At 36.1% G+C, this 22145-nt stretch carries 21 protein-coding genes, 1 tRNA gene and 1 pseudogene; 11 read left to right on the forward strand and 12 right to left on the reverse strand.

Annotated elements, in window-relative coordinates; genetic code table 11:
• Positions 1 to 31: 31 nt before the first annotated feature.
• The 6 genes from GGR22_RS04535 to xrtF form a co-directional block, all read right to left on the reverse strand.
• Positions 32 to 1372, reverse strand: a complete 1341-nt coding sequence (locus GGR22_RS04535) for a hypothetical protein (RefSeq protein ID WP_182492731.1) — start codon at positions 1370 to 1372, stop codon at positions 32 to 34.
• Positions 1373 to 1457: 85 nt separating this feature from the next.
• Positions 1458 to 1799: a heavy-metal-associated domain-containing protein gene (locus tag GGR22_RS04540; RefSeq protein WP_121375169.1), complete on the reverse strand. Its 342-nt coding sequence runs from the start codon at positions 1797 to 1799 to the stop codon at positions 1458 to 1460.
• 39 nt (positions 1800 to 1838) lie between these two features.
• Complete coding sequence (locus GGR22_RS04545; RefSeq protein WP_182492732.1) at positions 1839 to 4085, reverse strand: TonB-dependent receptor; 2247 nt, start codon at positions 4083 to 4085, stop codon at positions 1839 to 1841.
• 64 nt (positions 4086 to 4149) lie between these two features.
• Positions 4150 to 4575 (reverse strand): HYC_CC_PP family protein, encoded by a 426-nt coding sequence (locus tag GGR22_RS04550; protein ID WP_182492733.1) that lies wholly within the window; start codon positions 4573 to 4575, stop codon positions 4150 to 4152.
• A gap of 53 nt (positions 4576 to 4628) precedes the next feature.
• Positions 4629 to 5084 carry an exosortase F system-associated membrane protein gene (locus GGR22_RS04555; RefSeq protein ID WP_182492734.1) on the reverse strand — a complete coding sequence of 152 codons (456 nt, stop codon included), beginning with the start codon at positions 5082 to 5084 and terminating at the stop codon, positions 4629 to 4631.
• Positions 5068 to 5616 carry an exosortase family protein XrtF gene (xrtF, locus tag GGR22_RS04560; RefSeq protein ID WP_182492735.1) on the reverse strand — a complete coding sequence of 183 codons (549 nt, stop codon included), beginning with the start codon at positions 5614 to 5616 and terminating at the stop codon, positions 5068 to 5070. Before xrtF ends, GGR22_RS04555 begins: the two co-directional genes overlap by 17 nt.
• Before the next feature lie 74 nt (positions 5617 to 5690).
• On the opposite strand from xrtF, the gene GGR22_RS04565 reads away from it, so the two are divergent.
• The 8 genes from GGR22_RS04565 to GGR22_RS04600 all read left to right on the forward strand — a co-directional run bounded on the left by GGR22_RS04565 (position 5691) and on the right by GGR22_RS04600 (position 14205).
• On the forward strand, positions 5691 to 6146 hold the full coding sequence (locus GGR22_RS04565) for a GAF domain-containing protein (RefSeq protein ID WP_182492736.1): 456 nt from the start codon (positions 5691 to 5693) through the stop codon (positions 6144 to 6146).
• A 192-nt stretch (positions 6147 to 6338) separates the two neighbouring features.
• On the forward strand, positions 6339 to 6608 hold the full coding sequence (rpsO, locus tag GGR22_RS04570) for a 30S ribosomal protein S15 (protein ID WP_121375174.1): 270 nt from the start codon (positions 6339 to 6341) through the stop codon (positions 6606 to 6608).
• A 152-nt stretch (positions 6609 to 6760) separates the two neighbouring features.
• Complete coding sequence (locus tag GGR22_RS04575) at positions 6761 to 8914, forward strand: polyribonucleotide nucleotidyltransferase (RefSeq protein WP_182492737.1); 2154 nt, start codon at positions 6761 to 6763, stop codon at positions 8912 to 8914.
• A 138-nt stretch (positions 8915 to 9052) separates the two neighbouring features.
• A complete protein-coding gene (locus GGR22_RS04580) occupies positions 9053 to 9895 on the forward strand; it encodes a hypothetical protein (protein ID WP_182492738.1) in 843 nt (280 codons plus the stop codon).
• 46 nt (positions 9896 to 9941) lie between these two features.
• On the forward strand, positions 9942 to 11228 hold the full coding sequence (locus GGR22_RS04585) for a DUF1566 domain-containing protein (RefSeq protein WP_182492739.1): 1287 nt from the start codon (positions 9942 to 9944) through the stop codon (positions 11226 to 11228).
• 31 nt (positions 11229 to 11259) lie between these two features.
• Complete coding sequence (locus GGR22_RS04590) at positions 11260 to 11811, forward strand: RNA polymerase sigma factor (RefSeq protein ID WP_182492740.1); 552 nt, start codon at positions 11260 to 11262, stop codon at positions 11809 to 11811.
• The gene (locus tag GGR22_RS04595) at positions 11801 to 13219 is read left to right on the forward strand and encodes a hypothetical protein (protein WP_182492741.1); all 1419 of its coding nucleotides are present in this window, start codon (positions 11801 to 11803) and stop codon (positions 13217 to 13219) included. The genes GGR22_RS04590 and GGR22_RS04595 overlap by 11 nt, the downstream gene beginning before the upstream one ends.
• A 305-nt stretch (positions 13220 to 13524) precedes the next feature.
• Positions 13525 to 14205, forward strand: coding sequence for a hypothetical protein (locus GGR22_RS04600; RefSeq protein ID WP_182492742.1), 681 nt, complete (start codon positions 13525 to 13527; stop codon positions 14203 to 14205).
• Between the two features lie 101 nt (positions 14206 to 14306).
• Here the strand turns inward: GGR22_RS04600 and GGR22_RS04605 are convergent, their stop codons facing one another.
• Together GGR22_RS04605 and GGR22_RS04610 are read right to left on the reverse strand one after the other, a co-directional pair.
• Positions 14307 to 14921, reverse strand: coding sequence for a hypothetical protein (locus GGR22_RS04605; protein WP_182492743.1), 615 nt, complete (start codon positions 14919 to 14921; stop codon positions 14307 to 14309).
• Complete coding sequence (locus GGR22_RS04610; protein WP_182492744.1) at positions 14914 to 15492, reverse strand: hypothetical protein; 579 nt, start codon at positions 15490 to 15492, stop codon at positions 14914 to 14916. Before GGR22_RS04610 ends, GGR22_RS04605 begins: the two co-directional genes overlap by 8 nt.
• 101 nt (positions 15493 to 15593) lie before the next feature.
• Here GGR22_RS04610 and GGR22_RS04615 point away from each other — a divergent pair, with 101 nt between their 5' ends.
• The 3 genes from GGR22_RS04615 (at position 15594) to rpe (ending at position 18483) form a co-directional block, all read left to right on the forward strand.
• Positions 15594 to 16550 carry a hypothetical protein gene (locus GGR22_RS04615; protein WP_182492745.1) on the forward strand — a complete coding sequence of 319 codons (957 nt, stop codon included), beginning with the start codon at positions 15594 to 15596 and terminating at the stop codon, positions 16548 to 16550.
• Positions 16551 to 16649: 99 nt separating this feature from the next.
• Entirely contained in the window at positions 16650 to 17513 is an 864-nt protein-coding gene (locus GGR22_RS04620) for a sigma-70 family RNA polymerase sigma factor (protein ID WP_026707723.1), read from the forward strand.
• Positions 17514 to 17820: 307 nt separating this feature from the next.
• The gene (gene rpe / locus GGR22_RS04625) at positions 17821 to 18483 is read left to right on the forward strand and encodes a ribulose-phosphate 3-epimerase (RefSeq protein ID WP_182492746.1); all 663 of its coding nucleotides are present in this window, start codon (positions 17821 to 17823) and stop codon (positions 18481 to 18483) included.
• 63 nt (positions 18484 to 18546) lie between these two features.
• On the opposite strand, the pseudogene GGR22_RS17130 reads toward rpe, so the two are convergent.
• From GGR22_RS17130 to ftsZ, 4 genes and pseudogenes are all read right to left on the reverse strand, one after another.
• Positions 18547 to 19365: pseudogene (locus GGR22_RS17130) on the reverse strand (zinc-dependent peptidase).
• 68 nt (positions 19366 to 19433) lie between these two features.
• Positions 19434 to 19507 (reverse strand) — tRNA-Arg (locus GGR22_RS04640).
• Positions 19508 to 19538: 31 nt separating this feature from the next.
• Positions 19539 to 19988, reverse strand: coding sequence for a GatB/YqeY domain-containing protein (locus GGR22_RS04645; RefSeq protein WP_182492749.1), 450 nt, complete (start codon positions 19986 to 19988; stop codon positions 19539 to 19541).
• Between the two features lie 166 nt (positions 19989 to 20154).
• Complete coding sequence (gene ftsZ, locus GGR22_RS04650; protein ID WP_182492750.1) at positions 20155 to 22086, reverse strand: cell division protein FtsZ; 1932 nt, start codon at positions 22084 to 22086, stop codon at positions 20155 to 20157.
• Positions 22087 to 22145: the final 59 nt, after the last annotated feature.

Raw genomic sequence — 22145 nt, forward strand, 5'->3', positions numbered from 1 at the left:
GGATTTTCAGCTATAAAACCAACCAACTAGGTTAAATAGAAACTTGATATTGAGCAATAAATGCTCCTTTATGATCCATCAGATTGCCTGAAGTATTGTATATCGGTCGGTTTTGGTAGGACACAGTGAACTTTGAAGTCTGACCATTCAACAGCCAGTTTACTCCAATATCATAAAAATTCATATCCTTATTTAGCCTTTCATAATGAGCATGCTGAATAGCAACATACGGCATCAAAGTCGTAGTCCCGATTAAATTATCTTTGAGCTTGTAGCCCAATTGAGCATATAGGACATTTCCAGTTCCATAAGCCGGGAAACCGTTGCCGCTTCCGTTTAAAATACTAGAATCATTGCTTCCGTTCGCCGGATTCATAGGAGCTGCATTTCGGATATAATTCGTCCCAAAATCATAGTGCGTGAAATTTCCGTAAAAACTAATCGCCTCGCCTCTTGAACCTATTGGCGCATCATAAAAAATATCAGCCGCTAAGTGAAGCATATCGGTGTGGATAGTATCATTTGCAATATTCTTATGCCACATCGCATCTTGCTGATACACGATTCCAGCTCCAATATTCAGCACTTTCTTTTTACCTAGATAACTTCCTGTAGCATAGGGCGTCAGATTGGATTCTTGATCCTTAAATTGATATTGAAAATAACCATTGTATTGCATCTGTGGCGGTTTTGGAGAAAAATTTGACCTTTCGCTTATTGCCGCAACATAACTAGAACTTTTCTGTATGGCTAATGGCTGTGCAAATGCAACACGATAGTCCAATTTCCCTAACTTACCTTTGGCATAAAACGAAAGCTTTCTTACAAATTGATCTGTCACGTCGTTTGTCGACTCTAAAAATAAAGGTATATCAATCCCCATAATGGAACCTACAGAAGAAGCAGAAAACCGCGACAACCCTGTCCAAGAAGACAATCCAGCTCCTAAAGACAATCTTTCTTTATCGATTTCATATTCTCCTAGCGCATCGTGGATAAAAAATCCTTGCTTTCTGTCAGAAACATTATTGAAGTTATTCTGTCCGATTTGTCCATAAATAAAAACACGATCTGCTACTTGCCCATACATTTGGATCCTGAATCTTCGGATGCCGATATCAGTTCCGCCTGATTTTGGGGAATCAAAAATTGTAGTTCCGGGATTGTACACTTGATTTCTGATCCACACTTGAGAAAGAAGTGCAAATTTTAAATAATTAGAACCGTCTTCATTCAAATATAATTTTTTGTCGTGCCAAAACTCATGTTTTGTTTTTTCTGGTGCTGGCTGTTGTTCTTGTGCTTTGGCTTCAGGCGACAAAAAGAGAGCGGATAGCCCGCAAAAGGCTACTGCATATTTTAATGCTTTCATTCTAATTATTTATTAAACAGATTGTAATTCATTGTTATGTATTTCTAACAGAAAAAATGCCCTAAAATTTAGGGCATTCTAACCTTTAGTTCCTATCATACGCGCAGCAGGTATGAAGCTTTTTGTAATCTTCATCTGTTGCTTTTACTTTTTCAGTATCATGCCCAACTTTTGCAATGGCTTTTTGGACTTCTAAATCGGATGTTTTCTCTTCATTTAAAATCAAATGCAATTGTTTATCATCTGGGCTCCAAGTAGCCGATTTGACACCTGAAACCGAAAAAGCAGCTTTCTCGATTCGTTTTTTACACATCTCACAATTGCCTTGTACTTCGACTGTGTGTTTAGCATTTTTGCTCTTTTTTTCTTGTGCCTGGGATGTAAATCCTAATAAGGAAATAAAAAGCACTATCAGTATTTTTTTCATATTTCTCTATTTTAATATTATTGAAATCGTTTTTTGTGATTATTTTATTTTAAATCGTAATCCTGCATAATACATCTGTCCGAAAACCGGTGCATAAATTATAGAAGTATCAAAATTGGGTCCAAACGGATTATCGCTTCCCAAAATTGCTTTGTCTTGCCTATAGTTTCCGATGTTCTCGCCTCCGACATATACTTCAAATGTAGAAGAAAAAGTTCTCGTGATTTGCGCGTTCATTAAAGAAAATGCTGGCGAATAATCAGGAAGCCTGTCGGCCGCTGGATTAGAAGCTGTGTTTGGCAATTGCTGTTTTCCAAGCCAGTTATAGGTAAAATCAAATTTCCATTGTTTTCCTTTTTCTCCAATGTGAGTCGCATACTCTAAATTAGCAAAAAAACGATGCTTTGCCTGAAGCGGCCTTTGTTCGCTGCCGCTTAGATAATCAGTTTCGATTTCATAGAACTTATACGCTGTCCTAAGATTAAAATGTGTCGCCAATTCATAGTTGAAATCAATCTGAAGGCTGTTGGCATACGATTTACCGTCGAGGTTATAAAACAAAGCCTGTTGCGGACTAGCATACAAATCGACAACTGCTTGATTTTGGAAGTCGGTTCTATAAAAATCAAGAGTTACATCGGCAGGCCTGTTGAAAAGCGTAAAACCTTGCATAAAGCTCAAGCCGTAATTCCAAGCGATTTCTGCATCCAGACCATAGATTTTACCATTTGTATTGAGAATATCGAAAACTCTAGAACTGGCAAAAAGCTGCTGATTTTCGGCAAAAATATTAGCCGAACGTTTTCCTCTTCCGACAGAAGCTCTCAAAACAGCTTTTTCCCAAGGATTATATCTAGCATGAAGTCTTGGTGTGATAAAAGTACCCAATCGGTTATGATTGTCTACTCTTGCTCCCGCTACCAGACTGAAATTTGTGGTATTGTCATACGTGTATTCAAAAAAGGCTCCGACAGAATTATCAATCCTGTTGAAATCTCTCGAAATATTCGGAACGCCAACAAACTCATCGTATTTGTCGTAAGTAAAATTCAAACCAGCTGCAAATTTATTCAGCGTATTGTTGATAATCGAATTAAAAATCAGGTTGGAATAAAAGTTTTTTTGGTTGATATCATACTGATTCAATCCAAAATACGATTCTTGATCGTGACCGTTAAAAGCTGCCTGAAGGCCGATACTTTGATACGGCATATCTGGAAAAACATAGCCGAGCTTTGCCGAAACATCATAACGTTCGGTCTTAATTTCTGAACCCCAATAATTGGTGGTTAGTTTGTCACGGTCTTTATCGAAATCCATCTCGCCAGTCTGTTTGGCATCGTTCATGTACCTAAAATTCAAAAAGCTGACCCAGCCCTTTTCCATATCGGTATATTGCCAGCGATTCAACACGTTGATTTGTTTCGCCAGCGGGTTGTCCAAGAAACCATCATCGTTCATGTCGTTTTTTGCGACTCTGGCATTTCCGTGCAAAAACAAGCTCGTGCTCCATTTGTCGGAAACTTTTTTATTGAAATGGGTATTTAGCTCAAAACGACTGTCGGTCGAACCATAAGCATTTAAAAAGAACGGTATGTCGTTGACAGGCTTGATCAGCTCGGTATTAATCTGCCCTGAAATGCTTTCGAAACCGTTCACCACAGAACCTGCTCCTTTCGTAATCTGGATGCTTTCGACCCAAGTTCCAGGCGTGAAAGAAAGTCCATACGCTTGAGAAGCGCCTCTGACAGAAGGGATATTTTCTTCGGTAATCATCAAATAAGGACTGGTCAAGCCCAGCATCTTGATCTGTTTTGTCCCTGTTAGAGCATCAGAAAAATTCACATCGATAGAAGGATTTGTCTCGAAGCTTTCTGCCAAATTACAGCAAGCCGCCTTTAGCAATTCCTTACTGGACATGGTCGTGACATTTGCCGTCTTCATATAGGATTTTTGAAGACTTTTTCGTTCTTTGTTAATCGTAACTACCTCCAAATCATTGTTCTGAGAAAGAGCATGATTGATGAAATTCGAAGAATTTACCGAAATCGTATCTGTCGTAAATCCGACATAGCTGATGACTAGTTTTGTAAATTCAGGCTTATACGAAATGGAAAAGTTTCCATTTTCGTCTGAGGTTGTGCCTATTTGGGTGTCGAGCCATTGTATATTGGCTCCTATAATGGGCTGTTCTGTAGCAGCTTCGGTTATTTTTCCTTTTAACTCTTGTGAGAAAGAAACTGTGGAAGCCATGAAACACAACAGCAAAATGAATTGCTTTTGCATAAAAAAGATTTAATAGTGTAAATGAAAATTTGCCATGCAAATGGCTCGGTCATTACCTATCAAATCACGCGTAGAAAATATATTGGGAATACAGCTTGAATAGTGGCGGCGCATTGGCATCGCAACAATATTCAATAGTGTCTTGTTTTGTAGATTGTAACGGATTTTCAAACACTACAGGTTTCCAGTCTTGCACAATAAAAGGAAGCGCAACATGGAAAGAAAATGTTTTTACGACAACTTCTTCTGATTTTTTCTTAAGGTCTACTTTTTTATCAGAACAGCATTTTTTGCCTTCTTCTGCTTTTGCAGCACAGCATTTTTTCTGCGCACTTGCTTTTTTAGGCATCGCACAGGCTTCTGAAATTTTATAATTTGTTGAAATCGAAGACACTTCGCCTCCGCAGAAATGCACGTTGAAAGCCAATCCCATGTTGGAAACCAACAGGAAAAATGCTAAAATCAAACTGGTGCTCTTTCTTAAATTCATTGATTATGAAGTTATCTGATGCAAAACTATTAAAATTGCGGACACAAAACTATTTAAGAATTGTTATTTTTTTTCGAAATCTTATCTTGATAATAAAACGCCGGTACGAAGAGTAATAAGAAAAGTGGCTGGATTAAAAATCTTCTCACATAAAAAAGCATCAGATTGTTGTCCTCATCAGAAAAATTAAGAATTGAAAAAAAGACAAGTATCAAAATTAGGAAAAAGATAAGATATAAGATTCCTGCAAATTTTGTCAGTGTAAAATCTTTAAACAGTACTTGAATAATGGCAAGCGAAATCAGGCTATTTAATGCATACCTTAAAAAAAGGCTAAAAAACAACTTCAGGGAATCGTACTCTGGGAAAGCCAATTTCATGTAATCACTTTTGAAATATTCCAAAAATGGATCATAAAACAATTCTTCAAAGCTTCTAACCAAAGCCAGCAAAAAAACCAACAAGATCGAAAACCCGATTTCTTTTTTATAGTTAAGAAGCTTTTGCATGCAATGAAAATTTTTGGACCCACAGAACCCACAATCCAAATACGACTCCATAAATGAAGAGCGGAAAAATGACACCGTGTAAAATATGTTCATATTGCGGATAATGATACAAAGCGATTGCCAGAAGCGCGATTCTAAGAATATTTAATACGTGAATAATTAAAATTCCTGCCAAGACAAATAAGACGGTATGTTTCCATTTTCCTTTAAAAGCAATAACAAAAGCCACAAAAAGAATCATGACGCTCATCGCATTACAACCTTCTACGACCCTTGCAATAAATTTTTCATTCAAGAAAAGCTTAACAGAAGGCTGCGACGGATGTGGCAGCGTATAAGCATCTTGCCCGAAAAGCAAAAGAGCATCATTGGTCTGAGTTGCTACAAACTTTGTAAAGCCGTCTGTTTCAAAACGTGCGGCATCAAAACTATTTAAGTACAATTGGTAAAAAAAAGTCAGCACTCCATAAGTCACAAAGAACTTCAGCAGGAAAATAAAAAAAGGCCGATATTGGACGAAGTAGCTTTTCAAAAAAATATTTTTAACAAAACTATACAATTTTAGCTTTACGCAATTAAATACCTTTGTATATAAATAATTAAATTATGACTTTCGAAGAATTAAAACCTAAGGTTCAAGATATAATTCACCATAAAGACACTTTGAGAGATGACAAACTGATGCAAATTTGCCACCTCTTGAAAGATAATATTGACTACTACGACTGGGTTGGGTTTTATTTTAGGAATGGCGAAAAAGAAGAGCTGATTTTAGGACCTTATGCTGGAGAACCGACAGACCATACTGTCATTCCGTTCGGGAAAGGGATCTGCGGACAGGTTGCTGTTTCTAACCAAAATTTCGTCGTTCCAGACGTAAAAGCCCAAGACAACTACATTGCCTGCAGCTTCACCGTAAAATCTGAAATCGTGATTCCGCTTTTCGTTGAAGGAAAAAACATCGGACAAATAGATATCGATTCTAATGTCTTAGATCCGTTTACAGAAATGGACGAACGATTTTTGGAATTTGTAAATGCAGAAATAGCTAAACTATTTTAGTTATTTAAAAATTCCTGACAGCAAAGGTTTGAAAGATTCTATTGACTAAGCTATTAGTCTAGAATTGTATAGAAGGTTTTATTTTTTTAAATCTTTCAATCTGAAAATTATTTTTTCTAAAAATAAATATTACCTTTGCACACGAATAAGAAAAACTTATTCATACATAATAATCATTTAAATAATATTAGCATGTACTTAACTAATGAAGTTAAAGCAGAAATCTTCGCTAAACACGGAGGAAAAGCTGAAAATACAGGTTCAGCAGAAGGTCAAATTGCGTTGTTCACATTCAGAATCAGCCACTTGACAGAGCATTTGAAAAAAAATCGTCACGATTACAATACTGAGCGTTCGCTTGTCCTACTAGTAGGTAAAAGAAGAAGCTTGCTTGATTATCTTAAAAAGAAAGATATCAACAGATATCGTGAGATTATCAAAGAATTGAATATTAGAAAATAATTTCAATAGAAAAGAGGTGCTCACGCGCCTCTTTTTGTTTTTACACATATTGCAAGAAAAGTTTGGTTTTTCATTGGGTTTTAGACAACTACACACAACAACAACTACAACACAACTAAAACCCATTGTTTAATCAATTAGAGAATTAATTTATGATTCCACAATTATTTGTAGAAAGCATCGATTTAGGTGATGGAAGAAGCATCACAATCGAGACAGGGCGTTTGGCCAAACAAGCTGACGGTTCTGTAGTAGTAAGAATTGGAAAAACTGTTATTTTAGGTACAGTTGTTTCCGCAAGAAAAGCAAGTCCAGGCATCGACTTTTTACCATTAACGGTAGATTATCGTGAAAAATTTGCTGCAGCAGGTCGTTTTCCTGGCGGTTTCTTCAAAAGAGAAGCTCGTCCAAGTGATAGCGAAGTATTAACAATGAGATTAGTTGACCGTGTTTTGCGTCCGCTTTTCCCAAGCGATTACCATGCAGAGGTTCAAGTTATGATTCAATTAATGTCTCATGACGAAGACGTTATGCCTGATGCATTAGCAGGTTTGGCCGCTTCGGCAGCGCTTGCTTTGTCTGACATTCCTTTTGAAACTTTAATTTCTGAAGCAAGAGTTGGAAGAATTGATGGAAAATTCATCATCAACCCATCACGCGCACAATTAGAATTGTCTGATATTGACATGATGATTGGAGCTTCAAGAGATTCTATCGCAATGGTAGAAGGTGAAATGAAAGAAATTTCAGAAAAAGAAATGGTGGAAGCCATTAAATTTGCTCACGAACATATCAAAGTACAAATCGATGCTCAAGAAAGATTGGCAGCGGCTTTTGGAAAAAAAGAAATTCGTGAATACGAAAAAGAAAAATCTGACGACGCTATTTACGCAAAAGTAAAAGAAGCGGCTTATGATAAAATTTACGCAATTGCAAGCAAAGGTTCGGCAAAACACGAACGTTCTGATGCATTTGATGCCGTAAAAGAAGAAGTAAAAGCATTATTTACAGAAGAAGAATTGTTAGAAAATGGAGATTTAGTTTCCAAATATTTCTACAAAACTAACAAAGAAGCTGTCCGTAATGTGACTTTAGATTTAGGAACTCGTCTTGACGGAAGAAAAACTACAGAAATCAGACCTATCTGGAGCGAAGTAGATTATCTGCCATCAGTTCACGGTTCTGCATTGTTTACGCGTGGAGAAACTCAAGCTTTGGCAACTGCAACTTTAGGAACTTCTAGAGAAGCAAACCAAATTGATTCGCCATCGGAACAAGGAGAAGAAAAATTCTACTTGCACTATAACTTCCCCCCATTTTCAACAGGAGAAGCTCGTCCTTTAAGAGGAACTTCAAGAAGAGAAGTGGGTCACGGAAACTTGGCACAAAGAGCCTTAAAAAACATGATTCCTGCTGATTGTCCTTATACAATCCGTGTGGTTTCTGAAGTTTTAGAATCTAACGGTTCTTCTTCAATGGCTACCGTTTGTGCTGGAACATTATCTTTGATGGATGCCGGTATTCAAATGATTCGTCCAGTTTCTGGAATTGCGATGGGATTAATTACTGATGGAGATCGTTTTGCTGTTTTATCTGATATCTTAGGTGATGAAGATCACTTGGGAGATATGGATTTTAAAGTAACTGGAACTTCTGAAGGAATTACAGCTTGTCAAATGGACATCAAAATTGACGGATTGAAATATGAAATCATGGAGCAAGCTTTGGCTCAAGCTCGTGAAGGACGTCTGCATATCTTAGGAAAATTGATGGAAACTTTAGAGCGCCCAAGAGCGGATGTTAAAGTTCACGCTCCTAAAATCATCATGCGTACAATCCCTGGTGCTTTCATTGGTGCATTGATCGGACCTGGTGGAAAAGTAATCCAAGAATTACAGAAAGCTACTGGAACGACAATCGTTATCAATGAAGTGGACGAACAAGGTGTTGTTGAAATCCTTGGAACAGATCCTGATGGAATCGCAGCTGTATTGGCTAAAATCGATTCTATCATCTTCAAACCACAAATGGGAGAAGCTTACGAAGTAAAAGTTATCAAAATGCTTGACTTTGGTGCTGTAGTAGAATATACTGCTGCTCCAGGAAACGAAGTATTGCTTCACGTATCGGAATTGGCTTGGGAAAGAACTGAAAATGTTTCTGATGTTGTAAAAATGGGCGATGTTTTCCAAGTGAAATACTTGGGCGTTGATCCAAAAACAAGAAAAGAAAAGGTTTCTAGAAAAGCATTGCTTCCTAGACCTCCAAGAGAAGAATCAAAACCTCCAAGGGAGGAGAAAAAATAATTAATTTTTATATAAAGGTTAATTCAACTGAAGCCCCGTTTCATTAATTTGAAATGGGGCTTTTAAGTTTTTATGATTTTTTACGCAACCTTTTCATCTTTCTAAGTCTTTTTTATAGAAAACCTTAAAAGATTAATTATGAAAAAGTTTGCGATTTATTTTGTTTTGGGAATAAGCATCAGCTTAATTTCTTGTTCCAATGATGAGAGCAACGATTCTCCAGAAAACGGAAACTTAATGACTCTTAAAAAAGCGGTAATCATTTCTTCGAATACGGCTGGGCATTACAGTAAAAGAATAGTATATTATTCAGACAATAAGGCATTTGCCGACACTACTTTTGATGCTCAGAATCAATGGTACACAAGACGTGTCGTTTCTACAGAAGGAAATATAAAAAAATACACAAGCTACACTACTGACGGCTCTAGCGATGTAAGTCAAATCGAAGGCTATGACACTCAAGGCAAATTAATTTCCCGCCACACATCACCTGCTAACAATGCAATCAGTTTTACATATGTCTATAATCCGGATAACACGATTACTTCCGTCATGCATAATGACATCAATAACCAGACCTCCAATTACAGGAAGTATTACAAAAACAGCAATGGAATAATTTATAAAGAATTAGATATCCTTACCAATAAAGAAAGGGTTATTACATTTCAAGGTGACAAGCCGATTTCAATCTCTGACGGCACTACATCAATTACATTCAATTACTTCCCAAATCCAAAACCCAGCAATCTCTTAAGGATTCCTACCGAACTAAACAATAGTATCTTGATTGCGAACGATCTTCAAAAATTAGGGCGCGAAGGTAATTTTTATCCGCAGGAAATTAATAATTCTGAGAACACCTACGAGACCATTTTTAACGGATTCAATTATAAGATGTCTGAAAAACATACTTACGTCAATCAGAATTCTCCGAACGTCACATCCACATACGAAACTACTTATTTCTATAATTAAACAATCTATGATTATGTAAATTATTATTTCTTCAAAAAAATTAGCTATGAAAAAAAACAAACTTATTTTATTCGGCCTTTTCTTTATTCTTCTTGGAATAAATGGCTGTGGCAATGATTGGGATGACAATGAATCGGTTAACGTGGTAAGAAACGTAATCACTAAAGATTCCGAACTGTTCAAGCTTATTGAAGGCGTAACTTCCGAAGGAAACAATCCTACAGAGCATGTAGTCTGCCTTGATTTTATCTACCCAATAAACGTTTTGGTTTATGACTCAGATCTGCACCAAATCGGCATCCATAACCTGATCGGCGACAACCAATTCAGCGCATTTTTAGGGCAATTGCCCAGCGATCATTCTATCAGTATCAGCTATCCCATCAGCACGACTTTGGCAGATGGTACGATCTTTAGGATAAACAACAATCAGGAACTAAAACTGGCAATCGATAGCTGTTCCAAAGAAGACATCATAAGCTATTGTAGCGGTTTATTCGGCGATAATTCTCCATGTGTTTGGAAAATCCAATACACCGATGGAGAAGACAATAAATATACGAGCGGCTTTTTTGAAGCAAATGGCGATGGTTCTCTAACTTTTCGATTTGACGGAACAAGTTATGTTGGGACATGGGTGTTTTTATTTGTCGATGACAAACTTCACATGAATATTCATCTCGGAGGAACTTCACAAGTGGCGCAAGACTTGAGTATTGACAGAGAAGTAGAAGTCACCGAAACCGAAATGCGAATACTAAACGGCCAAAAAGATATTATCTTAAGAAAATCTTGCCAAACCTTAACAGAATATCACGTTGGCGAAACAGGTCCAGCAGGAGGAATTGTTTTTTACGATAAAGGAAGCTATAGCGAAGGCTGGCGGTATATTGAAACTTCTTTGGTTGATTTAGGTCCATTTGAATGGGGATGCTCTGGTTCGCAAACCCAAAGCATTAGCAAGCCTGAAATTGGAAGCGGGCTGTTTAATTCTGCTGTAATAGCCAATTATCATGATGATTTGACGAACTATTATGCGGTTCCTGCGATTTGCAATGCCTTAAATAATGGTACCGTTGCAGCCAAAAAGGCCTTACAATATAACTTAAACAGCTATAAAGACTGGTTTTTACCTTCTGAAAATGAATTGCAATTAATATATCAAAACCTACATACGCAAAACTTGGGCAATTATACAAATTCATTATATTGGAGTTCTACAGAAATAGATGGTACTACAGCAAAAGCAATTAACTTTAGCAATGGTACTTCAGTTTCTGCAGCAAAAATCCCGTCAGTTGGTATAAATACTAGAGCTGTCAGATATTTTTAAAGTCAACTAATTTTAAAGTACGTACTATCCATTGAACTTAGAAAGCCTCATAAAGGACTGCATCAGGCAAAAAAGCAAGGCACAAGAAGAATTATACAACAGGTATAAAGATATTCTTTTTGTGCTGAGCTTAAAGTATTGCAGCAATGAGGCCGAAGCCGAAGACAACCTGCACAATGCTTTCATTGAAATATTCACCAATATTAAAAAATACAATGGCTCAGGATCTTTTGAAGGTTGGATAAAACGAATTACCATAAACAAAGCCATCGACAGTTATAAAAAAAGCTACCAGATGGTTCCGATCAAAGATGATTTTCAAGACACTTTGATTGAAGAAAAAGAAATCGATTTTTCTTTAGATACGATTTTATCATTGATTCAAGAGCTTCCAACGCAATACCGGTTGGTTTTCAGCTTGTATGAACTGGATGATTATTCACATAAAGAAATAGCACAAATGCTGGAAATTTCAGAGAATACGTCCAAATCGAATCTGCATAGAGCCAAAACCATCTTGAAAGAAAAAATAAAGCAGAAAAATTCATTCCATAACAATTACAATATTAGCAATGGAGAATAAAAAAGACATAGGAAAAGCATTTAGGGACAAAATTGATGGTTTGGATAAATCTCCAAGCCCTAAAGTTTGGGACTCAATAAATGCCGAGCTGAAAAAAAAGAAAAAAAGAAGACTGTTGCCATTCTGGATAAAAACTACCGGAATTGCGATCTTATTCCTATTCTTATTACTGCCTTTTTCAACATTGGAATGGAGCAGAAATTTTCCGTTTTATAATAATACCAAGACAGATACTACTGAAAAAAACAACAGTAGCAATGGTACTAATGACAATAACAATTCTACTACAAACTCTATCGATACTTCAAATTCTGGTAATTCTAAAATTGGTCATGAGAAAATCAATTCTCCAACTTCAAAAGACAATGCTAATAGTTCCGACAATGCTTCAGCGTTACGTAATGGCATAAGTTCATCTGAAAAATCAAAAATCACCAAATTCAAATCGAACAATGTATTTCAAAAAAAATCAAAAAATAAAGCTTTAGCACAAAATTCTCCCAAGACAGCAAAAAGTAAAAGTAAAAAATCACGTCTTGGGAATAGGTCTTCAGAAAAAGCTCCATTTGAAAAAGATGTCTTATCTCAAACCACAAATACAACTATTGCCGAGAATCAAAGGAACTACTCTCCAAATACAGAAACTGATTTAACTCCGACAGAAAAAAAGAAGGACAGCCTAAAAGAGAAAAAGAAAGAAAAAAAGCCTGAAGTAAAAGACGAGAAAAAAACCGTAAAAGACAGTGTCAAACCCTTTAGCAAATTCTATGTTTTTGGATATGTTGCCCCTACTTACTATGGACTGTTTTCAAACAAATCTTCTTTAGACAACCGCCTTGAAAACAATAAATCTAGTGCTGAATTTACATTCAATTTTGGCGGTTATATTGGCGTAAATATAACTGAAAGACTAAATCTTCGATTGGGTGCCAGCCTTTCCAAGTTTAATACTATAACTCAAAATGTGAACTTTAATACAAGTAATTTTGAAAATATAGAATATAAGTCAGGCATTACAAACAGTTCGATTGCGGTGCAATTTAACAATGAAAATCTTGATATCCGAGAAGAATATTCTTTTTTAGAGATTCCGTTTGAACTCAAGTATACTTTGTTAGATAAAAAAATCGGAATCGAGGCCATTGGCGGCATCAGCACCTTGTACCTGAATAAAAATACCATAGAGGTCGAAAAAAACAACCAAAGTCTCATCATTGGTAAAAGAAGTGATCTTCTAAAAGTGCATTTTACGACAAATTTTGGAGCGGGATTCTATTATAAAATATCCAAAAATTTACGTTTCAACGCTGAGCCTATTTTTAAATACCATTTCAATCCTTCCGAAGGCTCACCTAAAAAAATATCCTTCGGACTCCAAACTGGACTCCAGTATAATTTAAACAATTAGTTAGTTAGATAAGTTGGTTAGTTATCTTAGCCCTGTTTCATTAATTTGGAATGGGGCTTTTAAGTTGTACGTGGATTTTGTCTCAAAATATCATTTACAGCAAAAACTGGTATTCTTAATTGTCAGGTTTATTCTCATTAATAGTTCATGTCTCTTTTTCTTCTTTCCGTGACATCTATTTTCTAGTTCGTAGCATTTTCTTCCATAAAAAACCGAATTGCCTCTACTTTTACTAAGCAAAACAAGCAATCACGGCGGATACCGAAAAGCCATATGAGTAGGAACAACCACAAAAATCTAGAATCATGTCACAACAATTCAATTTAAAAACAGTATTTACAAACGAGCAATTGAACATCCTGTATGTAACAGGAACGAATGTCATCATTGGAAAACCTTCTGACGGACGTCCTACAAATGTTGCATGGCAAGTTTTCAAGCCCTTGCAAACAAACCTATTTTCATGGAAAGAAGAATATGGAATTTACGCATCGGCTGCTGACATCAGAAATGGCGCAGTTTTACCTCAATTATCAAACACTCCAATCGGATCAGAAATAGGCAAGCAATATATATTACAACCCTCTGGAGTAATCGCTGGACCTATGAGTGGAGGATATCCAAATGCATTCGTATTATTAAACCAATTTGGAAGTAAACCTTATATGACAGCTGGCCTTTATCAAAATGCCATTATCAATGGAACTGAAATAATTGGAAATGCCGTTTCTGCAACTCCAGTTTTAATGCAAAGTGCTGCGGTAATGTCCCCAAGCACGACACTTCATATCTGGTTGCAATCTCAAGTTATTAGCAATTCAGTTGTTACTACTATAACCTCTCCTATTACTGAATTAAAATTTGGAGGCAATGTAACTGAAATTTCAATTACGTATGACTCTGCGACTGGAAAATTTGTTCCAGTAAAAAGCGGCGCGTTAAAAAGTGCTTCAGAACCATTAAATTATATTGAACCAAACCTATAATTAAAAGAATCAAAGTGGCTACCTAGCATTCACGGTAGCCACTTTTCTTATCCCAAAATCCATCTTCGCGTGGGCATTTTTTAGCATTTTTTTATTGCCATCTAAAAATTCCAGCTTCCAGACAAACCAAGATTTATAGAAGAGGCTCCAAAATCTTTCCCTGCTCTTGAATTGAACAAATCATAAGGCGAATAATGGTAATTGCAATGAACTCCAAATCCATAAAACATAATTTTAATTCCTTGTGAGAAAACAATCGTGTGAAGCGTCGGCTTCAAATCCATTTTATCAAAACGTTCTCCATCGGGCTTGCTATAATGCAAATATTTCCAACCGATTCCAGAATTTGACTCAATGTGGAAATTTTCATTAGGAGATTGATATAAAAATCTTGTATATCTTAAGCCTAATAAAAAAGAAGATTTACTTCCTTCCAATAGTATATTTTCATTATCTACTTTATAAGAAATGCTTTTCCCTTTTACAATACCGCTAAGTTCAGCACCAAAATCTATAAATTGACGTTTTGCAATTTTTGTCCTCATATAAAAAGCCGTGTTAATCGAACTTTCATATTTGTCGGCCAAAGCACCAAGCGGAATCCCATAACTCACTTCTATAATATTTCTTTTATATAAATCGATTTTCGGAAAAACAATAGTGTCTTGCGCATTCATCTCAAATGCAATCAAAACCAAAAAAAGCATTTTATTCATTTGGCAAAAGTTTAAATTTATTATCTGATTTGTGAGAGTTTCCAGCCCCAAAAAGTAATAGCATCCCTTCGTTCACATTATGTTCTTCAAAGACTATTTCTTTTTCGCTAGGTAAGTAAATCGAGTATTTGGTCATGCTCTTGGTTACAAAAACGATCGGAAAGGAAACCGTTTCGTAATTGGTATGAAAAACAAATTTGTTCTTATAATGCTTCCCATAAAATTTCAAGACATAACGTTTTGCACGAGTATCCTCAAAACTTAAAAACAGTTCTTTATTTTCTATATCTATTTGAATAGGCTTTGAGTAATTGATATTATCTACATTGGAAATGTGCTTCATAAAACTCCTGGTAAAAATCTTATTATCATACTGAACATGCACCGTATCCAATTGATCATAAAATTTACCCGAAAAATTTTTAGGAATGTTTTTAAAATTTTCCCGATTAATTTGATTGTGAACCGTACACGAAGCGATGCAAAACACAAATAAAAACGGCCAGTTTCGTTTCAAAGAATTGCCAATGCACTTTTGAAAGCTGTCAAAATTCTCAATGATTGTTTTCATAATTACTTATTTTTAGTAATCCAAAATTCTCTTATTTATCGCAAATAATATTGTGCTAAATAATATTTTGTACTTTAGCATTTGTGATAATCGCAAAAAACATGAATAATCAAGACCTTTTACTAGGAAATATCAGAAAACATTTGCCTAAGAATTCTTCTTTAATTGAAGAAATAGCTTCCGTCTTACACATAAGTTATGATGCTTCTCATCGAAGAGTCTCTTGCAAAAGCAAGTTTTCGATTGAAGAAACCGTAAAGCTCTGCCAGCACTATTCCATTTCGATGGACAATATTTTCAAAGGAGATAGCAATAAAGTAATTGCAGAAAAGACAAAAGAAATACGTTCACTAGAAGATTTAGCGCTCTATTTTAAACAGTCAGCACAAAATCTGAAACCTTATGCCGCCAACTCGAAGATGTATTATTCTTCAAAAGATATTCCTCTTTTTTATACTATTGGAGGAACATTGCTTTCAAAATTCAAATTATATGTATGGCTGAATCTTTTGGTAGGAACAGAAAATCAGGAAAACTTTGAAAAGTTCACTCTAGATCAGTCACTTTTAGAATATAGCTCGCAGCTGCAAAGCGTTTATGAAAATGCTGAAGTCCATGAAATCTGGAACGACACTACCATCAACAGTACATTACAGCAAATCTTATATTTTTTTGAATCTGGATTATTATCGCATTCCAATGCAGTACTTCTCTATGAAGATTTAAAAAAACTTTTGCAGAAAGCTGAAGAAAAATCAAGCAAGAACACGACAGGATATCACTTGTATTATAATGAGCTGTTGATCTTGAACAACAATGTACTCATGTCGAGTCCAGAAAAGAAATCCTTATTTATTCCATACACCATGCTCGGTTATTTTATTACAGAAGATGAATCTACTTGTCGAAACGCTTCGGAATATTTTATCCATCAAATTAAAAATTCGAAGTCGTTAAACTCGTCAGGAACACGCGATCGAAAAATTTTCTTTGGCAGAGGCCATCAAAAAATTGATTTTTATTTACAGAAAATCAACAAGTTAGACTTCGAAATATAACAAAAGACTAAAAATAGAAATATTTTTTTTACCTTTTTGTAACTTTTTGGCAACTCATTACGTATAACAACCTGAATACTTAAATTAAGGAGAAACTAAATGAGACAACTCAAAATTACCAAGCAGGTAACTAACCGTGAAACTGCTTCCTTAGACAAATACCTACAAGAAATTGGAAAAGTTGACCTTATTACAGCTGATGAAGAGGTAGAATTAGCTCAAAAAATAAAAGCCGGAGACCAGAGAGCGTTAGAAAAATTGACAAAAGCCAATTTGCGTTTCGTAGTTTCGGTAGCAAAACAATATCAAAATCAAGGGCTTACACTTCCTGATTTAATTAACGAAGGAAATTTAGGTCTTATAAAAGCTGCGCAACGTTTCGATGAAACGCGTGGTTTCAAATTTATCTCCTACGCTGTATGGTGGATTCGTCAATCTATCTTGCAGGCTTTGGCAGAACAATCTCGTATTGTTCGTCTGCCATTAAACAAAATCGGTTCTATCAATAAAATCAACAAGATGTATGCGTTGCTTGAGCAATCAAACGAGCGTCCGCCATCTGCTGAAGAAATTGCAAAAGAATTGGATATGACGGTGAACGACGTAAAAGAATCTATGAAAAATTCTGGACGTCACCTTTCTATGGATGCTCCTCTTGTGGAAGGAGAAGATTCAAACCTTTACGACGTTTTACGTTCAGGAGAATCTCCAAATCCAGACAGAGAGCTAATTCACGAATCTCTTCGTACAGAAATCGAGCGTTCTTTGGAAACATTGACTCCAAGAGAAGCAGATGTTGTCCGTTTATACTTCGGTTTAGGCGACCAGCATCCGATGACTTTGGAAGAAATAGGCGAAACTTTCGATTTGACTCGCGAGCGTGTGCGTCAGATTAAAGAAAAAGCAATCCGCAGACTGAAACACACTTCAAGAAGCAAGATCTTAAAAACCTATTTAGGATAAACAATCGCAAAGTTTTCTATAATCATTTTGATTGTTAGAATTTATTTGTATATTGGTTTTCCAAAAAATTGACATTCATTTACTACAATATTTAACGCAACAACAGTTCAAAACTGTTCGTTTTTTGATTGATGATTGAAACTCCGGCTGATTACCGGAGTTTTGTTTTTTATAAAAGTTCGAAATTCAAAATTCCAAGTTGGACATTGAAAATTGAAAAAAGAAAGGTTTAGAATTTGTACCTTTGCAAAAAGTTGAATATTCGATTTTGAATTTCCAATTTTCAACACAAACAACATAACTACAAATGAAAAATACTTTAATCGCACCTTCTGTGCTTGCTGCTGATTTTGGAAACTTGCAGCGCGACTTGGAAATGATCAATACCAGTGAGGCTGATTGGTTTCATATTGATATCATGGATGGTGTTTTTGTTCCGAACATTTCTTATGGAATGCCCGTTTTGGAAACTATACAAAAACATGCAAAGAAAACAATCGACGTACATTTGATGATTATCGATCCTGATCGTTATATCAAGACTTTTGCATCGCTTGGAGCAAATGTACTAAGCGTCCATTATGAAGCTTGTACGCATCTCCATAGAACGTTACAGGCCATAAAAGCAGAAGGCATGAAAGCTGGAGTTGCTTTGAATCCACACACAAGCGTTACCCTTCTAGAAGACATTATCAACGATATTGACGTAGTATGCGTAATGAGCGTTAATCCTGGTTTTGGCGGTCAATCATTTATTGAATCAACTTATAAAAAAGTAAGACAGCTAAAAGAAATCATATCTCGAAACAAAGCAACCACTTTAATTGAAGTAGACGGCGGCGTTACTAACAAAAACGCAAGACAATTAGCCGAAGCAGGAGCCGATGTTCTAGTTGCCGGCAGCTATGTATTCAAAGCAGAAAATCAACTAGAGACTATTGCTGATTTGAAGAAAATCACGGCAATTTAATATCTCTGTTATCCATAAAAAAAGACCTGCAAACAAATTCGTTGGCAGGTCTTTTTATTTGGTTTATTCTTCATTAAAATTAATCATTGCCTTTACTCTTTCGTATAGTTCTGGAAATTCTTTTTTAAAAGTCTCTGGAGATTCAAAGAAATGTTCTAGAAGCACTGATAGAAATTCAAATTGATTCTCATAAGCATAATCCCGGAAATACCCTCTCTCCGTCAATTCAGCAGACAATCTAGCATCATTATAGTATTTTGCAATCTCATTGAATTCGTCGTAGAATATAGAAGCGCTAGGATCTTTCCCTTTTATGGCATGAAAATGCAGCACATGTGTAAATTCATGGAGCCCTAAATTCACATTGTCATTAGTCGTTTGGTGTCCTAAAAGAAAATCTTGTCATGAAAACACGACGGCTTTCAACCTCGGATTGTACTCGCCTTTATGATTCTGCTCTGTTATTGTTGAGAAATACTGGCTCGGATAGATAATAATCTTTTGAAACAAAGGAGTAAGATAATACCGCATTCCGAATGTCAGCATAACATAGGTTCCGGCTATAATGATCTTCATTTCTTCAGAAACATGGACGTCTTTGCCGAGAAATTGATAATACTCAATAAACGATTTTACACGATGCTCAAAATAGGCTTTCCGTTTATTAGAAAGTTTTCTGTAGAAAGAAAACTCCTTTTCCAACATCAATCTTTGAGAAGATTTTAATTTCTTAGGAATTGGATACCAATGCAGATATAACGGCTTGTTGAATGCCAACACATAAGCTGGTTCAACAACAAGTCTTAAAAAGCCCATAATCATACATAAAGACACGATTACAACAAGTATGTATGTCAAAAAAACTAAAATTGTTTCGCCCATATTCAATATCCAAGCATTACGTTTTGGAAAATAAAAAAGGGACTAAGCCTAGTCCCTTTAAAAATCTGTGACCCTGGAGGGGTTCGAACCCCCAACCCTCAGAGCCGAAATCTGATATTCTATCCAGTTGAACTACAGGGTCATTTTTTAGAGTTTAGTCTAAAATATATTATTTATGATAATAATTTCTTTACGATTGTAGAGATAGTCTTGCCATCTGCTTTTCCAGCTAATTCAGCAGAAGCCTGGCCCATTACTTTCCCTATCGAAGCCATTCCAGAAGCTCCTGTATCGGCAATAATTTTTGCCACAACAGCTTCTACTTCTTCTTCGCTTAATTGAGCCGGAAGGAACTTTTCGATGATAGAAGCTTGTAGCAATTCAGGTTCAGCCAAATCCGGTCTTCCTTGCTGTGTATAAATATTGGCGCTGTCTTTTCGTTGTTTCACTAATCGTTGTAAAAGCTTAATTTCTTCATCTTGAGAAATCTCTTCTTTTGCCCCAGATTCGCTCTGTAACAGCAATAAAGCCGACTTTACAGCTCTTAACGATTCAAGGCTGACAGTATCTTTGGCTCTCATAGCCGTTTTGATTTCTTCGTTGATTTGATTTTGCAGGCTCATTTAGTATGATTCTTTTTATTAGGTTCTTCTCAAAATGCTTAAAATCAAGAAGGCATTTTTCAAATTTATTGCCAATGCCTTATTTTTTAAACTTGATGCGAAGATAAAAAAAATAACCCGAAAATCACATTCAATTTTCGGGTTATCGGGTTTTGGTTTGAGTTAGTTAATCTACGTTGTCGTGAAGAAACGAATTGTTTGAACGTAATTGTAAATCATCGTTACTGTCCGTTCCTAGTGACATCCTAGATTTGCTATTGTCAGCTTGGGCACTGTTTAAATCAATTCCCATTCTTTTGTATGCTGGTTCTTTTTCAAATTCATCAACTCTTGAAGGATTGTTGTGGAATTTATAATTAAATTCTTTCATCTTCATCCTTCTTTCGTCAGCTCTTTTTTTCAAGGTCTGCTCGATGGTCATTTCAAGAGGCGAAATTTCTTCAAAAGCTGGATTGTTGAATTTTGGAGTTTCAACTTTCATCGTCAAATCCAATTCCTTGTCAACTGGCTCCTCTACTTTTGCAACTGGCTTCGATTGAAGCAATTCGTTTTCAACCTCCATATATTCTTCTAGAGAATATTTGATGATGCCTTTCTCATTCAATTCAGTCATCGGAACCACTTGAACAGGCTGATTCACCTTGATTTCTTTAGTTTCGTTTGACAATTCGAAAAGAATTCGGTCTTCTTTTGGCGCTTCTGTTTTTGCAATCGGCAAGTCAAAAGAAAAAGTAATCTGCTCTTCTTCTTTGTAAGCTACAAATTCTGGCTCGCGTACTTCCATTTCTCTAACTTCTGGAGTCGTGATGTAAAATTCGTGCTCGCTGATAGGAGAAACAATCTGAAATTCCACATCAATATTCTTGATGAATTCTGTCGTTTTAACCAAATCAGAAACGATTTCTGGCTCTTCTACTTTTGCTTCAAATACGTCGAAATCTTCCAAAGCAAAAACAATTTTTTCATCATTTACTGCTTCTTTTTTTTCTTCTGAAAGCGTAAGATCAAAAGACGGAATCGTTTGCTTTTGCATCAAGTCACGACCCATCTTTTGCTCATCCTCCAATGCGTGGATAATTTTTTTTGGCTCAGTATTGACGATTTCGTTTTGTTGTTCTACGTTAAATCCCGTAGCGATTATCGTTACAGCGATTGAGTCGCCAAGCGTATCATCTTCACCAACCCCCATGATGATGTTGGCATTAAAGCCAGCTTCAGCTTGGATATGATCATTGATTTCTCCGATTTCATCAATCGTAATTTCGTTGGTTCCAGAAACGATAAGCAACAATACGTTTTTGGCGCCTGTAATTTTATTATCATTCAACAAAGGCGAATCTAATGCTGAAACTATAGCTTCTTTAGCACGATTTTCTCCGATTGCCGTAGCCGAACCCATTATAGCCGTTCCGCTGTTTGACAATACGGTCTTTGCGTCTTTTAAATCGATATTTTGAGTATAGTGGTGCGTAATTACTTCAGCAATGCCTCTTGAGGCTGTTGCCAAAACTTCATCCGCTTTTGAGAATCCGGCCTTGAAGCCAAGATTTCCGTATACTTCTCTTAATTTATTATTGTTGATTACGATAAGCGAATCTACTTGCTTTCTCAATCTTTCTACACCCAATAAAGCTTGGTCAGAACGAACTTTTCCTTCAAATTGGAAAGGAATAGTCACAATTCCTACTGTAAGGATGTCTCTTTCTTTAGCCAATTGAGCAATTACCGGCGCAGCACCAGTTCCGGTACCACCGCCCATTCCAGCCGTGATAAAAACCATCTTGGTATTGCTGTCAAGCATCTTCTCGATATCAGCAATGCTTTCGATAGCCGACTGTTGTCCAACTTCAGGATTAGCTCCAGCTCCAAGACCTTCTGTTAGGTTAACCCCTAGCTGAATCTTGTTTGGAACTGCACTATTCTGCAAAGCTTGAGAATCTGTGTTGCAGACAATAAAATCCACTCCTTTAATTCCCTGCTGAAACATGTGGTTGATCGCATTACTTCCGCCTCCTCCAACACCAATTACTTTAATTACATTTGATTGATTTTTTGGTAAATCAAATGAAATGCTTCCAAAATCTGAGTTGCTCATCATAATATTTGGTTTTAATTTCTTTTCCTTTTCTTTTTAATTTTTCTGTCTGGCTATTAGGC

The sequence above is a fragment of the Flavobacterium gossypii genome (assembly GCF_014138495.1).
In the GTDB taxonomy this organism is placed as follows: domain Bacteria; phylum Bacteroidota; class Bacteroidia; order Flavobacteriales; family Flavobacteriaceae; genus Flavobacterium; species Flavobacterium endophyticum.

Coding starts and splice junctions, on each gene's coding strand:
- GGR22_RS04535 (WP_182492731.1), bottom strand. CDS start 1,372: ATGAAAGCATTAAAATATGCAGTAGCCTTTTGCGGGCTATCCGCTCTC.
- GGR22_RS04540 (WP_121375169.1), bottom strand. CDS start 1,799: ATGAAAAAAATACTGATAGTGCTTTTTATTTCCTTATTAGGATTTACA.
- GGR22_RS04545 (WP_182492732.1), bottom strand. CDS start 4,085: ATGCAAAAGCAATTCATTTTGCTGTTGTGTTTCATGGCTTCCACAGTT.
- GGR22_RS04550 (WP_182492733.1), bottom strand. CDS start 4,575: ATGAATTTAAGAAAGAGCACCAGTTTGATTTTAGCATTTTTCCTGTTG.
- GGR22_RS04555 (WP_182492734.1), bottom strand. CDS start 5,084: ATGCAAAAGCTTCTTAACTATAAAAAAGAAATCGGGTTTTCGATCTTG.
- GGR22_RS04565 (WP_182492736.1), top strand. CDS start 5,691: ATGACTTTCGAAGAATTAAAACCTAAGGTTCAAGATATAATTCACCAT.
- rpsO (WP_121375174.1), top strand. CDS start 6,339: ATGTACTTAACTAATGAAGTTAAAGCAGAAATCTTCGCTAAACACGGA.
- GGR22_RS04575 (WP_182492737.1), top strand. CDS start 6,761: ATGATTCCACAATTATTTGTAGAAAGCATCGATTTAGGTGATGGAAGA.
- GGR22_RS04580 (WP_182492738.1), top strand. CDS start 9,053: ATGAAAAAGTTTGCGATTTATTTTGTTTTGGGAATAAGCATCAGCTTA.
- GGR22_RS04585 (WP_182492739.1), top strand. CDS start 9,942: ATGAAAAAAAACAAACTTATTTTATTCGGCCTTTTCTTTATTCTTCTT.
- GGR22_RS04595 (WP_182492741.1), top strand. CDS start 11,801: ATGGAGAATAAAAAAGACATAGGAAAAGCATTTAGGGACAAAATTGAT.
- GGR22_RS04600 (WP_182492742.1), top strand. CDS start 13,525: ATGTCACAACAATTCAATTTAAAAACAGTATTTACAAACGAGCAATTG.
- GGR22_RS04605 (WP_182492743.1), bottom strand. CDS start 14,921: ATGAATAAAATGCTTTTTTTGGTTTTGATTGCATTTGAGATGAATGCG.
- GGR22_RS04610 (WP_182492744.1), bottom strand. CDS start 15,492: ATGAAAACAATCATTGAGAATTTTGACAGCTTTCAAAAGTGCATTGGC.
- GGR22_RS04615 (WP_182492745.1), top strand. CDS start 15,594: ATGAATAATCAAGACCTTTTACTAGGAAATATCAGAAAACATTTGCCT.
- GGR22_RS04620 (WP_026707723.1), top strand. CDS start 16,650: ATGAGACAACTCAAAATTACCAAGCAGGTAACTAACCGTGAAACTGCT.
- rpe (WP_182492746.1), top strand. CDS start 17,821: ATGAAAAATACTTTAATCGCACCTTCTGTGCTTGCTGCTGATTTTGGA.
- GGR22_RS04645 (WP_182492749.1), bottom strand. CDS start 19,988: ATGAGCCTGCAAAATCAAATCAACGAAGAAATCAAAACGGCTATGAGA.
- ftsZ (WP_182492750.1), bottom strand. CDS start 22,086: ATGATGAGCAACTCAGATTTTGGAAGCATTTCATTTGATTTACCAAAA.